Origin of the sequence: Bacillus sp. COPE52 (genome assembly GCF_003355115.1) — a bacterium.
Taxonomy (GTDB): domain Bacteria; phylum Bacillota; class Bacilli; order Bacillales; family Bacillaceae_G; genus Bacillus_A; species Bacillus_A toyonensis.
In genome coordinates this window covers 2,419,700-2,434,004 of sequence record NZ_CP031292.1, presented here as the reverse complement: position 1 = coordinate 2,434,004, position 14,305 = coordinate 2,419,700, and the positions used below count along the sequence as shown (strand labels likewise).

General features: G+C 36.8%; 10 protein-coding genes. All 10 read right to left on the bottom strand.

Annotated features, from left to right (window positions below; genetic code table 11):
- Positions 1 to 31: 31 nt before the first annotated feature.
- The 10 genes from DPQ31_RS12125 to DPQ31_RS12080 all read right to left on the bottom strand — a co-directional run bounded on the left by DPQ31_RS12125 (position 32) and on the right by DPQ31_RS12080 (position 14,134).
- A complete protein-coding gene (locus tag DPQ31_RS12125) occupies positions 32 to 3,331 on the bottom strand; it encodes a LysM peptidoglycan-binding domain-containing protein (protein WP_208731947.1) in 3,300 nt (1,099 codons plus the stop codon).
- A 44-nt stretch (positions 3,332 to 3,375) separates the two neighbouring features.
- Entirely contained in the window at positions 3,376 to 5,559 is a 2,184-nt protein-coding gene (locus tag DPQ31_RS12120; RefSeq protein ID WP_208731946.1) for a glycoside hydrolase family 78 protein, read from the bottom strand.
- A 17-nt stretch (positions 5,560 to 5,576) separates the two neighbouring features.
- Positions 5,577 to 6,692 carry a hypothetical protein gene (locus tag DPQ31_RS12115; protein WP_098126705.1) on the bottom strand — a complete coding sequence of 372 codons (1,116 nt, stop codon included), beginning with the start codon at positions 6,690 to 6,692 and terminating at the stop codon, positions 5,577 to 5,579.
- A gap of 17 nt (positions 6,693 to 6,709) precedes the next feature.
- On the bottom strand, positions 6,710 to 8,293 hold the full coding sequence (locus tag DPQ31_RS12110; RefSeq protein ID WP_208731945.1) for a hypothetical protein: 1,584 nt from the start codon (positions 8,291 to 8,293) through the stop codon (positions 6,710 to 6,712).
- Between the two features lie 15 nt (positions 8,294 to 8,308).
- A complete protein-coding gene (locus DPQ31_RS12105) occupies positions 8,309 to 9,109 on the bottom strand; it encodes a baseplate J/gp47 family protein (protein WP_208731944.1) in 801 nt (266 codons plus the stop codon).
- Positions 9,109 to 9,597, bottom strand: a complete 489-nt coding sequence (locus DPQ31_RS12100; RefSeq protein WP_208731943.1) for a hypothetical protein — start codon at positions 9,595 to 9,597, stop codon at positions 9,109 to 9,111. The genes DPQ31_RS12105 and DPQ31_RS12100 overlap by 1 nt, the downstream gene beginning before the upstream one ends.
- Before the next feature lie 3 nt (positions 9,598 to 9,600).
- Positions 9,601 to 10,170: a hypothetical protein gene (locus tag DPQ31_RS12095; RefSeq protein WP_208731942.1), complete on the bottom strand. Its 570-nt coding sequence runs from the start codon at positions 10,168 to 10,170 to the stop codon at positions 9,601 to 9,603.
- 14 nt (positions 10,171 to 10,184) lie between these two features.
- The gene (locus DPQ31_RS12090) at positions 10,185 to 10,550 is read right to left on the bottom strand and encodes a hypothetical protein (protein WP_001010565.1); all 366 of its coding nucleotides are present in this window, start codon (positions 10,548 to 10,550) and stop codon (positions 10,185 to 10,187) included.
- A 229-nt stretch (positions 10,551 to 10,779) separates the two neighbouring features.
- Positions 10,780 to 12,105 (bottom strand): M23 family metallopeptidase, encoded by a 1,326-nt coding sequence (locus DPQ31_RS12085; RefSeq protein ID WP_208731941.1) that lies wholly within the window; start codon positions 12,103 to 12,105, stop codon positions 10,780 to 10,782.
- Entirely contained in the window at positions 12,080 to 14,134 is a 2,055-nt protein-coding gene (locus DPQ31_RS12080) for an N-acetylmuramoyl-L-alanine amidase (protein ID WP_208731940.1), read from the bottom strand. The genes DPQ31_RS12085 and DPQ31_RS12080 overlap by 26 nt, the downstream gene beginning before the upstream one ends.
- Positions 14,135 to 14,305: the final 171 nt, after the last annotated feature.

The window sequence follows — 14,305 nt, the reverse complement described above, 5'->3', positions numbered from 1 at the left end:
AGGAGAGGAATCTCTCCTCTCCCTAACTCATTTAGAATAATGTGGCATTAAAGACTTTAGCCCTTTGCCAATCATCGTTCTCAAATACAGAATCTCTAACTATGTTGCTACTAGCAGGTAATAACATTGCCCCCATTCCAGTTGGCCCCTTAACATACTCGATACCATCAGCTGTCGGCAATTCTTTTTCAGCTAATACTGTTTTTAATGGCTCAGAATATAGATAATGCTCTTGTTCTTTTAGATAGTAGTAACCTTTCTGAATTTCAGGATGCCAATTCTTGCTTGGATCTTTTCCATTCAAGGTACCTACCAAGAACTTCTTACCGTCAATATCTTGGACACTTGTTTCTACCCACAAGTCATTATCCTCTATAATGTAACTAATATTCTTATAAATCCCATCATATCCTTCAAAAGTTTGAGGTGTAGGAAGCTCTAGCTTAAAGTCTTCTGTTGGTGTACAGACCCCATCAAATACTTTCACTTCAGGTGAACGCCATACAATGTCTGTCCCCACCTTTTCAAAATAAGTTGTATCTAGATGAACTTTAACACTATCTACTTCACGACGTTTATAAACAACAACGTACTCTTCCCCTAGTGCAGGCTCTAATACTCCTGCCTGAGATGGAGACCAATCAATATAATTACTCTTTAATTTGAAGTCACCTGTTTTTAAAGTGTCGTTCCAAATGTGATATGTTACACTTCCGTTTTTTTTCTTACAAGAGACAATCTCGATAACATCACTTAAAGGCAGTGGATCCATTCCATTAGCATCTGAACCTCTTACCATTTCAGCTGTAAGAAGTTCAGATGTTCTGTATGTAACTTCAAGAGGAAGATGTTTTCCATTCCAATCGATAGGAACAAAGGATTCATCAATTCTAACTCCATCCTTCTTATGAACAGAATCTTCAATAATAGAAATCTTATAAGGCATCGCATCTTCAAATTCTGCTTCAGGAGCTAATGCTGGCAGAATAATATTTGGAGGTATAATAATTGTATTACCTACTTTTAATTCCTCAATTGAATTATTAGCTGCCCTCAAATCCTGTACGTATATATCATATTTAGAAGCAATACTTTCCCATGTGTCACCATTTGCTACTACATATTCACGATCAAAATCTGAAAGAGTTGAAAGATTAAATTGTGTACGAACAAACTCCCCGCGGATATCATTCGCATTAATTACACCTGTATAAATCTTTTCTTCTGATGCCCAATCTACATACCCTTTTGGAGGAGTGTTCGGAACCTTGATACTTATTGGTTCACTTGAAAGGTCTGTAACGTTTAAGCCATGATCTTTATCATAAACTGAGTTATGACTAGATTTCTGTGTATAAACTGTACCGTTCTTAAATAATAAAGAAACATCATCGTTCTTGGATGTGTTCGGAATTGTGATAAGCTGATCCTTCACCAATGTTGTATCTTCATTCAGCAGAATGTCCTTATTGCTTCCTTTAATTGCATTTACCGTCGTGTTATACATTTCAGCTACATCATTTAATGTTTGTCCATTAACGACTTTGTGTACTTCGTTTGGCCATCCATTTTTAATGTAATAACGGTACTTGAGATTCGGCAATAAAAATGGTGTAAATGTAGAATCTAACTCTCTTTCGTAAGGTCTTAGATATTGAACCTTCCCTGCACCATATTGATAATGCATAAGGACTCCTGTTTTATCTCCAAATTCCAATTTCCTTTGTATAGCTTTTGCGATTACTTCATCAGATGCAGATGTAGATTTACCAGTTCTAGACCCTTTATTCTCCTCTGATTTAAGGTACAGCATAACATCCGAAGGTCTTCTTGTTTGGTCTGTAAGCTCATATTTTTGCTGAGCAGCAGTAATTTGTTGCTGATTAAATGGAATTTGATTTGAGATACTAGGATATTTGAATGGATAGTCACTAATTTTCTGAAGTGATTTTCTACCTGTACTTAAACCATCTACAGCAGATACATCTTTATTAATTATATTGACTACCTCTTTGTATAAAATATTTTGGTAAACATCTATAAGATCAACTACAGGTGTTCCCCTTGCTGAAGAACGTGTCATTTCTACAGTTAAGAAATATGGTTGAGGAGAGAACTTAATCGCTCGATCTTTTACATTCATTGGATTATCAATTACTTGAAGAAGGTTTCGAGGATCCTTCTGATTTGTTCTTGTTTTAGAGAAAATATAAGTTATCTTGGTATTACTTGCATCCTTCGGGGAGAATGCTTGTGTATCCCAACTTAATAGCGCAGTTGTCTTACTAAAATCGAACTTACTTCCTTCATTAATTGGGCCTAACGTTACACTATGGTTTGTGGCCTCACGTTTTAACCGAAGACGCTTTGTGTTTTGACGATAAGGTGCTGTTATTGGACCCCAGAATATGTTGTCTCGACTAGAAGAAGAACGAATATTCATTTCAGTACCAGCTGGTTGCTTCTGAATAAAACGTATCTTATCTACATGCTTGAATGACTTTCCAACACTTGTTGCCACCTGTGTCATATCAATTTTAACGGTGTAATCACCATTTTGGTCATATAATCCACTATCTTCCGAACGTAACTCAACCCTATCAACAATAGGGGAAGTTGCATTATCTGAAGATAATAAAATTATTTTTCCTTGAACGTAACGAACGTTTTTGTAAAGCGTTACGCTCTGTCCTGTAGATAAATAATTCTGCCCTTTAATAAGTTTTTTGTTTAAAGTAATTGGCTCCCATTTCGACCATGTAGTTTTATTGGCAGAGGTACGAACCTCAATATTAAAATCACTTGTTCTTAATTTACCTCCCACAATGATTGCATCTGCTGTCGTATCAAGTGCTTGGATAACTACCTTATAATCACCAAAACCGTAAGAATCAAAAACGATTTTATCTACTTTATTTGGATTTGTTAGGGATAATGTATTGATTGACTTTGTTTGTTTCTCTACCCATTGGTATGTTTCTGATACTAATTCTTCTTTGTACAACTTCGCTTCAATGTTCTGAGTACCCACGTTTTGAAGTCGTACATGAACTTCCAAATTGTCACCTGTAGCTAAGAATTCCACTGGTGTATTAGCAGTTCTTGTTTTAATATCAGTACCCGATACTGTCCATTTGGTTGCATCGGTTCTTGTAAATTCTCTGCTTGTTGCTGCATAAAAAGTAGAAGGTAATTGTGCTTGGATTTTCGCATCAATATGATAGCTAAAAGGTTCTTGAGCATCAAATTCTTCTGTTAGATAATCTCCATAAAATGCTTTTAGTCGTCCATATAATGAACTAGAATAAAAGTTTCTTTGGTACTGTGCCAATCTGTGTCACCACCTTAAAAAATAAGGGGGAGATTACTCTCTCCCTATCGATATTTAACGTAAAATTGGAATGTATAAGCGTCAAAACGCATGTAAGAATATGGCCCATACTCTGCTTCAGGATGATAGAATGCAATTCCTTTAATCCACCCGTCACGTAACCCTTCACCAAACGACTTATTAAGAGAAATCCAGTGTGACTGTCCTCGGTCAAAGTCTATTCTTTCAATTTTTTGGTGAATACCCAATTTAGGTCCTTCAGATGCTGAGGGTAAATCCCATTTACCTGCATAGTTGTGTGACCACACATGAAGAAAACGTCCATCTTGATCATACCCATGCTGGGTGTTTCTTCTACGAATATAAAACTGGACATCTAAGATTTCTTTCCCCTGTAATTTTTGTCTCCAGTCATTATGATCAAGGAAGAACAAACATTTATTATTGCCCCATCTTGTTCCTTTTTTAACATAAAGACCATCCTGCTCTTTGTTTCGAAGCTCTATCCATTCTCCATGAAACACTTCTCGGTCATCGTATTCATTACGCCATTCAGATGGATTTCTTACAACTCTACCGCTCTGCATTAAAATGACATAATTTGTACGCCATGTTCTACTTCCTACACCCTTTTGGTACTTCTCTAGAATTGGTCTTGGTTGTGTTTTACCACTAACAGTAGCCCAAGGTGATGCGCCCGCTCGGTTTACAGCTCTTACCTTTTCAACATATGTTGTATCTGGATTTAACCATTCATGAGGTGAGTCCAAGTTGTTTGTTCTTTGTATAGTTGGGTTTGCCCACCATGTAGGTAAATACTCATAATACTCAGCAGTAGGAACAGCATCCCAAACGAAATTCAGTTCATGTTGTGAAGACCACGCCATACGAGGTTTTGGAGCTGCGGGCGGTTTTAACGGATCAATTTTTATATAATCTAAAATCCAAAACCAATCACTTACATGTCCATTTTTATCAAATACACGAACAGCATAATGGTAAACACCATCTACATTGCCCGTTACATTATGAACATAAGCTGTATTTGGACCATTGTAAATGTCGTAGTAAGACTGGGTGATCCACTGATTTGATAAATCGTATTGTTGAACACGTAGGTTATAACTTGCTACACCAAGGGGAACATTATCCACTTTGTAGGGTTTGTAGTAAGGCACTGATTGCTCTTTTCTTTTATCTACTGCAGAAACTCGTAAAACATAACGTGTTTCTTTCGAGGAAGAAAGATGCACAAAGTTAATGTGATCCATTGGGATATTAATTTTTCTTCCGAATGATTCTACATCTTCTACTCGATAAAATAATGTATAAGTACAAGACTTATCAGTGAAACCAACCTCTAACTCAACCTTATAATACGAAACATCTTCTGAAAGTTCATTTAAAAAGTTAATCGTACATGTACCTAGTTTAAGATCTGAGGGTTGCCAGCTAACATCAACAGATAAATCCTCTTTACCATTATTATATGCACGTCCACTTTTTACATAAAGCGGTTCAAAACCTCCAAATGTTAAGTACACATTACTTGGTTCTCTTGGTGGAATTCTAATAAGACGGTCAAAGATTGTATATATCTTATGAATGTCTTGAGCCCCTAGACCATCTTCAATAAGTCTTTGAATTTCATCTCGATATGTATCTTCTTTTTTTGCAATTAACCATAGAATACTTTCGAGGTTTTCAAAATCGGTACGACTAGGAACAGTTTCACGAGTAAATAAAGCCAAAGCTTTTTCTAAGGCATCGTTTTCTTCTATAGAATCTACCACGTAATCCTCTAATACTGAGGCAGCATTTTCTCTAATCTCCTCAAAGTATTGACGAGTCCCGATGTATTCATATGCGTCTGGTCCATCTCGCCATACAAGTCCATCCTGTAAAAATACAGGTCCAAATTTAAATCTTTTTCTTCCACTAAAAGCAGTGGAGTCGTTAGCAGCTGTTACTTTTACTTCCCATTCATAAGTCTGCTCTAGGTCAAGAACACCCTGATGAGGTGTTATGTCTACTTGTTGATCTGTTCCTGTAGAGAAGGTAATAAGGGCTGTATTAGAGCCCGTTTTATATACCTTTACTTCTGCATTTTTCTGATAATCACCAGAGTTTTCTTTAATGAATGTCCATGAAAAAATGAGTGAGGAAGGAACGTCTGGAGAAACGATGGAGTTAAAATTAGGAGATAATCCTTCTGGTCGTTTTGCCATTTACATAACATCCTTTCTTAGCGATCAAATACCGCTGGGTGAACTGGTTCAACAATCGCATAATCAAAACGAACTTTTACAGAAGATGTTGTAGCTAGTTTTCTAACACGTAGTTTTGTAGAACCGTCATGATTGAAGATCAAGTAGAATGTTTTATACTGTCCACTTGTATCAAAGTCTGTTCCGTTTAAAGTAGCTTTGTTAATAACTTGGTTTGTCTTTGAGTTAACTGCAGAAATCTCAACAACCGCATTAGAAGGAAGACTACTTGTTGATAATCTTACAATCGCAACATAACGACCATACTGCATTCCATCTAATGGAGCATTTAACAGGTCTGAAGCAGCAGTAGCACCACTTTCAATTGCTTTGTTTAATAATGTTTTTGAGTCAGCAACTGCAGTGTTACCAGTTGAAGATGCATCATTTGAATCAAACTCTCTTGTCCATCGAGTGTTTGTCTTCCCTAATACTTTCAACTCTGCATTTTGTGCAATTGTCCCACCTGTTGTTTCAGAAATCTTGTCATTAATCGCATCAGCTACTTTCGTATTTGAAGTTGATTCTACGTAGATGTCAGAACCGGTGATTCCCGTAGCAGTCTTTGTTAAATCAACGTTTGCCTTTGGAAGTTTACCCTGTACTTCTTGTGTAAGCATAATCTTCTCTGGCATACCAGGAATTCCTGAAGTGCTACCTAAGTGACGGTGTTGCTGAATTGTAGGATTTGTAGGCTTGTCCTTATCAAACTTCCATACTGGTCCACCGTATCGTTTATCGAATTCAGCATACCAATCATGAGTCTCAAGTGCGTCTATACGAGACTTAACGGTAGAAGTTCGTTTAAGGTTTAGTAGCACGTTTGGGTCTGTAATAGGTTTTCCGTTTACATCCTTTGGTGCAGCTGGTATTTGAGCTAATTCTCCTAGCATACGCTGTACTGCCATTACAGCATCTTGTAGAGAGTTTACATGCTCAGCCATATTATAATCTTTAAGGTTTGTCCATCGTTGCAGGTTGGGGTTCGATTTAGAACCACTTCGCTCGTCGAATAATTCTGGGAAACGAGTAAGAACTAAATCTGGGTAAACATTATTCCCAACTGCGTTTTGTACTGAGCCAGTTTCAGCCATATTTTATCCACTCCTTGTTAATTTGGTAGATTAAGAGATAAAGAACCTTCTCGGTTAACTCTTACTGATATACCTTGTGATCCTCTTGAGAATGATCCCTCTGTATCTATAACGGCAGAGAATGAACCTTTACCAAGAGTTACAGAACCGCTGCCTATTTCTACATCAGCTAACGTCGTTTGGGTCATTGTATTATTTAGAGTAAAGTCTTCATCTGTTGTTAATTTGTAAGACTGAGGCGTATCATTCTGATCGGTCCAATCCACTATAAGCTCTTCTAAAACAGGTGTCACTGTTCTATCAGCAGTTTTCATATCTACATGAATTTTAATTTGTGGCTCCTCATTATTATGAAGAGTATCTTCCCCGGTAACGATTTCCATACCAGGGGACGTATTGTCGCTAAATGTATAACCATAACGATTGTCCCAAGTGATATGAGTTTGATATAGGAATTCACGTAAAGCTACTAATACGTAATGAAGCGGAATAATTTCAGAAGCCATTACTGTATATTTATAATCCTCTAAATCATACTCATCATTTGGTATTTTTCCTTTAGCAACTATCTTGTATTTGAATTGGATTTCTGGGTGATTCTCTTCAATTTGTTCCTCTGTTCCATGTAGTCCAACATAAGCTTTGAATTCTCGAACAGAAGACTCTTCTTTTGGAGCAGTTACTAATAAATCGTCACCGCTACCAATACCTGATTGTACTTCGTTATCTTTCCATGAAGCAGAGAAACCATCCCAGATATGAGGTAGATAATGAAACCCCATATTGTTTTCTTCAATACTACGCCAATAAGCTTCTCCCCAGTTCATATGATCCCATGAGAAACCTAGATTGCTATTAATCTGATTGACGTATTGGATATATGTTTGAGAAGGTGTCCCATCTGTATTCATAAGTTTTGTTTGAACATACTTATCATCAGATAGCGAGCCTAATTCAACTTGAGATTTATCAATGCCAAGTTCTCTACTAATACCATTAATAAGCCCTTTCTTTGTTGCTCCACCAGGATTCTTAAAGACATCTAAGATACGATTCTTAAAGTCTTCGTTTCTTTCACCTGGTAATCTAGAAATACCTAACAACATACCAAACTCGTCAAATACGTTCCAGATATGATGAAGCATATATTCATAATGAAGGGTATCCCCTACTTCAATTGCATCGAATGGTTTAAAAATATTATCTTTCATGTAATAATCCATTACTTTGATATACACATAACCTTCGATAGTATCAATCATGTAGGAGTTGTCGTCACTTTCAAAAAATATTCGCAAAGTATCAACTGGCATACAATCTCTTCTTACACCGTCAATAACTAAACGAACGTGAAGATCTGGCGTTTCGACATCCACAACGTCACGAGTAGCAAGCGGAATCTTATAACAGTAATCGGCTGTTTGTAAGTTTGCTGTACCGATGTACATGTTGTTCCAAGCTTGCTCTATGTAACGTTCAATCTCTGATAATTCAACACCAAATGCATCTAAAAATAAGGCCCCTATTGATTTCGGATCTTTGGCCATCTTCATCCATTGGGGAAGCATGGACATCATACTCGTTGTATGTTTGTTTAACAATGTGCCACCTACTTTCTATGCTACGTTAATTTTTCTTAAGAAGTATCGTTCTTCTAATGAAGGTTCTACATTCTTAATGAAGTACTCTTTTTCACCAACAACAAGTTTTTTAAATTCCATATCAAGAATTTGTTCGCTTGTTTCCATTACACGTTGAATAATTTCATTGATAATAATTGGAGAACCCATGTTTAATTGTTTCATGTACGCTCCAACATTTTGAACAACTTTATTGCGGATGTGTTGTCTTTCAAGAGAAGTTATTTTGGAGTGGAAAATTAAGTTGAGAGTAATGTCCACGGGGTTGTATTCACTTGTTTTTACTTCTACATTCATGCCATAAGCAGCTACTTCAGATATAACGCTTTCTACACGAGTTAATAGATCGTTTTCAATCGGATAAACTTGAGGAGTAACATAACACGTAAACGAGCCTGTTCCTCTTGTAAACCTTTTAAACTGAGCATCAGCAACACCATCAATTCGTAGTGTTTTTAATCGTATGGCAGTTAAATTTGCACTCTGTTCAACAGATACTTGATTAGAGATTCTTGCACGATAGTTATCGTCTGATTCATCTCCATCACGAGTACAGTTTAACAGTTCACCAATAAGGTCCAGATATCCGCCTGTTGATGTTGAAATAAAACCCATCTTAGTAATTAAATCTAATTCATCGTAGAATGGACTAAATTCTTCTATCATTACTTCTGCAAACATTCGAGCAATCGATCCTGGACTTGTTTCAGTAATTCCACCTTCAGTTCGAAGTCGAGTCAAAACTGCTTCGAGCATTTCATCCTTTGATTTTCTCATTAACTGTTCACCTCATATTCTGATAATAAACCATGTTCTAAATTAAATAGAACTGGTATAACTAAATCTGCTATTTTTCTTCTAACAGTAATATAGAAGAGTATTTCGCTCGAATTAACAGGGACGGGTCTAACATTTAGATCACCAGGAAGTAGAAACTTGTTACCAGTTAAACTTTTTTCAATTAGGGACTTTCCTAAGTCTCCTGTTTCTCTTGTGTTAGGAAGACCAATTAATTCCGATAAATCAGCCCCTATCTCCCGATGTATAAACCAGTCCGGATTGTCTGTTCTTAATCTATTGAGTATTACTTGCTTCTCGCTTAAGTAAGATACTTGCAATGGAATATCCCTTATCAATAATCCTTCTGAGCTATCTGTTGAGATATTTCCTACTGAATCGATATAGAGTAATTCATCAAAGTCATTGTAACTAGGAGAACCCAGCTCTAAATCCCCTTCAGGTGAAAAACGAAAATCCACTTTCATTTGTTATCCTCCTCTCTTTATTCTTGAAGTTTCTATTCCTAGATCTTCAATCATAGATGTAACTTTCGCATCGTAATAATGTTTTCTCTTTTGCTCTTGGAACAAAGGAACATTGATGTCGGATTGTCCATCTTCTAGTGTAGAAATCATTGAAGCTTTTGGAATATTTCTCTTCTCTCCTACCTTATCACCATAATATAAATAAGGATTTAAGTTATGATTATTCCAAATGAATCCATATGGTTTTGTATGCATTCTCATTTCCTTTGTAGCAAAATGAATACTGTCACCATAAAAGATGATTGTGTTATCTTTCGCATCCAATCGAATGCCAGTATCCTCATTAACAAACATTTCGATTGAGCCGTCATCACAGAGCTTAAAGGTTGAACCTGTCACTGGGTGTTTTAATGCAATTTCATCTTCGCTAATAAATTGCCAGTTCTCTAATTCCTTTTCTAAACTCTTGGCCTTAAAGTTAACAAGTTCATTTTGTAATACTTGGCGCCAATAAGGATAATGAATATCTTTGTCTCCATCTCCAAAGGTTTTATTTATATATGCTTCATTCATTGGAATCCTCCTTTCTAAAAAACACGGGATTGTCTAATTGTTCTTCCACCATATGGACTAAGATAATTTTCTTCGCTGTGATTTGATTTATATACTGTAGAAATATAAGGTGATTCCTTAGATTTATTTTTAAAGGAAATTGAAACTCTATCACCGTTTTTAACAGCTTGTGTAAATACACCGTCTCCATCTTTAGGTAAAGATACTTCTTTCATTGTTCGTAAAGCATGACTGTTTTCATCTGAGTAGACTACTTCACAGGTTAGTTTTGTGTAATCTACTTGAATTACATAACCTTCAATGGTTCCTTGTAGTCTATTTAAAGACGGTACAACTACTTTACTATAAATAGACTGATGGATTTGACTATTAAAATTCATTGAATCACCTTCTCTTTAATACTTTCTTGAGTTATGAAATCATCTTTCATAGGTTTATAGATTGATTTGTGCATATTCTCATAGGATACATAGAATTAATACGAATTTTTTATTTTGCTTCTTCATTACAATAGAAAAATAATTTGTCATAATCCTCACTAATAGCAATGAATGGATTTCCATAGTCAATCATGTTCAGCCATTATACTGTTCAATTTCCTCTTAATTTTCATGCTGTCACCCACTTTCCTGGTCCCCCATAAATAGGAACTCCATCGTACATAATGTCCTTTCCTTTTGGCGCAATGTCTATATGAATAAAACCCTTTTTGTTTTTGAAATCTCCACCAATCGCAATCGACCTCAAACCTAATTGCCATGCACAGTCTGCAATTTCCCTTACCTCTTCAATACTTCTTACAAGAATGTCAACTGCACAACCTGCTTCATGGGGTGAAAGTTGACCAGGGTTACTAAAGCGAAAACCACTAATAACTTCAAAATAAGGCTTTTTGGTTTTCAAAAGCAAGCTTTCAAACAACCTTTTTGCATCTGGTGAATAAAGATTTCCTTCATGACCATCGTATTTGTCACTATGAATAAACCTTTCCTTATTTAAGGAAACCATCTTTTCATACTTGGTAGTTCGGGCCCAACCAATACGATTAAGAAGAAAGTACTCTCTTGTGATGTCACTTTTCTTAAGAGAATCCCCTATGAATTGAACTGGTAGGTACGGGAAAGAACTTCTGTACGTCTGATCAATTAGTTTTTCTTCTTCCGATAATTCTGCTCCATCCTTCTCATAAAGAGTGTGCATTGGTTTTTCATTGCCTTCTTCTTTCTCACCTGCTTTTGCTGAGAAGCTAGCCTTAGGTGCAATAGAATTTACTTGAATAGCTGAAGCGCTACCTCGGATATCAACGTAATCTTCAGGATTTTTAGTAGTTCCTCTCCTGTTATTAACAAAGTCTGTACAAACTTCAAAATGCAAATGGACACCGGAAGACTGACCTTGCTGCCCCATCATCGCAATATGCTGACCTCTTTTAACTGTATCTCCTGTTTTTACTTGTAATGTACTAGGGTGCATATGTCCATAAATCGTATACAAGTCATCTTTGTGCTTAATAACTATCCAAGTACCAAATCCTCCTACTCCACTTCTAGCTTGAAGAACAACTCCGTCACCAGCAGATAATATCTTACAGTTAGTATCACCACGGGTATTAGGAGCTAAATCCACTCCATTATGGCTTGCTCCATCACGAGGCCCCATAACAGAAGTGAATCTATATGATTTTGGTTCTGCAGGAACGCTTAGTTCACCCGAACCTGTGAAGTTGCCAACTCCTCCCTCAGGTTCTTTTACGGCGTTACCTTGATTTTCAGGCTTTTTACTATCATCGGAAACTTCTACTTCTTCCTCTTCATCATCAGTTTTAGGAAGTTCGAATTTAGCAAGGTACTCTTTTCTTTTTTTATACTCTTCCTTACCCGCTTTAATTTTTCTCTTATATGATTCAAGGTTAAAGGTTTCTTTTTTTGTAGCCATAACTAAACTCACCTGCCTTTAATGTACCTGGTCCTCTATAGAGTGGTAGATTGTCATATCCCCAAGTTGATTCAGGGCCGATATCAACATGAACAAACTTAGGACCAACTGCAATAGCACGGAATCCTGTTAGCCATGCAGTGTCAGCTATATAAATTGCTTCTTCTGTTGAATCAGCATATATATCCATGGAGATACCAATAGAATGAGAAGACTCTCCATCAGAAGGGTCAAACCCTCTAGCTATCCTTAAGATTCTGTATCCAAGTCGATCTTTAAGAAGACGGAAAGCTTGTCTTGCTTCACTTGTGTAAAAATTCTCTTGAGGCCCATTTAGATGAATAAACTCATTTGGAGGTAGTGGGGAATAATTTTTCTTCATGTCATAACTGGATGACAGTTTAAAATCTTCTACATAGTTTGACCTTGGGTAGTCTGGGGCAATAATTCTGCTCTCTTTTAATTGTGCAATAGGAATACGTATCTTAACTGCAAAACTTCTAGCGGATAATAATTCATCCTCCGTTGGTGGTAGCCTGAATGGTGTATCCATGACATCTTCTTTTATCGGATCTTGATGAAGGTCACAGCCGGCTGCATAATTCGCTTCAATATCTGAATCTGATACAGGTACTGATTGAGCAGAGAACGCACTTACTTTTGCCTTTCCTGTAACTAGATTCATGAACCAAGTTTTATCTACTCCAGTACCAGGACAACTCTTCGGTTCTTGACCATTTATTAATCCTTCACGGTGAAACTTCACACCATTTGGTCTACCAGCAAAATACTTAGCGATAGCAACAGCAGATTCCAACTGTTTGCCTTGTAAAGTATCATTACCTTTATCAAAGTTTCCAATCATTTCATACATTGCTGGATGATTAGCAGCTGTACCATTATAGTTTTTTGCACTACATGGTACGGATGAAATATTGCGTCCTAGAATTACTTGCCCATCTACACCGATAGTAAAGTGTTGCGCGATATCGTCCCAGCCATTTGTTTGTGTATGAAATCTTCTCATGTCGTCGTTTAGTTTTGCTAATGTCTGACCTTTAGCACTTGTATGATTTGGGTTCCAGGTATGATGGACATAGATACCATTAATCATAGTCGTATCTACAGTGTCTAAGAATTTAACCACTTCCGAACCGCTTGCAAATGTTTTTCCATACTCCCATTTACCACCTGTTCCTTTACCACCAGCAGAAGATGAACTTCCTCCCCCGCCGCCACCAGATAAAACGTCCAGAGTTAAAATTGTGTCTGTATATGCGTCTCTTCCAAAACCTTTATACATCGCAGATACCTGGTTCGCATAAACATAGCCACCGCCTAAAAGCTTATCACCTGCGTTATCAGGTACACTAAAACCGTTATATAACCAAGAAACCCCATGAACGTTTTGCTTTAGTTCAAACCCTCGACTTTTAAAGCGTGAATATCTGTCTGCAGCCCTAGAGATAACACCTGCAGCATAATTATGTTTTTCTTTAAGAATCATACAACCTACATAGATATTGTAGACCGGTTCATTGCATGCTTTTCCAAAATCCAACCCTAGATTTCCGGTAATTTCCTTTTCTGTCTGCATTAATCCTACACAGTTATAAGGATTCGGTGTTTTAACGTGGTCCCCACCAGATTCAGTTGCCATAATTACTTTAACCATAAGAGGGTTTACACCAGCTTTTGCTGATTGTTCCATAATGTCTTTGTTCCATCTATCAGTGCCAGCTATCTTACCTTTAAGTCCATTTTGGTATACTCCTCCGTCTAGGAGTTTATCGGTGTAAACATCTGGTCCAGTATACTGAGCAACCGTAGGTAATTCTCCATTGAAGTTTACTGTACCGCCACCACCTGATGCTGCGACTTCTCCGCCACCTTCTTTTGGCTTCTCTTTTTTCTTTTTAAGTGAGAAACCCTCTAGAAACTTCTTACGTTCCGCATATACTTCTTTTGCTGCTTTTATTTTCTTTATATACATTTCCGTGTTATAGGTTTGTTTGTCTTTTTGTGCCATATGGTTATTCCTCCTTATTGTGATAAGCTAACCATTTATTTTGATTTTCGCTATAGTTAACACAGAAAAAGAAGAGGCTATGCCTCTTCTTTCGCAGAGTGTTGGGAAACCCTTTAGGGTTCCCAACATTCTGCAATCCTTTTTAATTTTAGTAAATGAAAACAATATAAA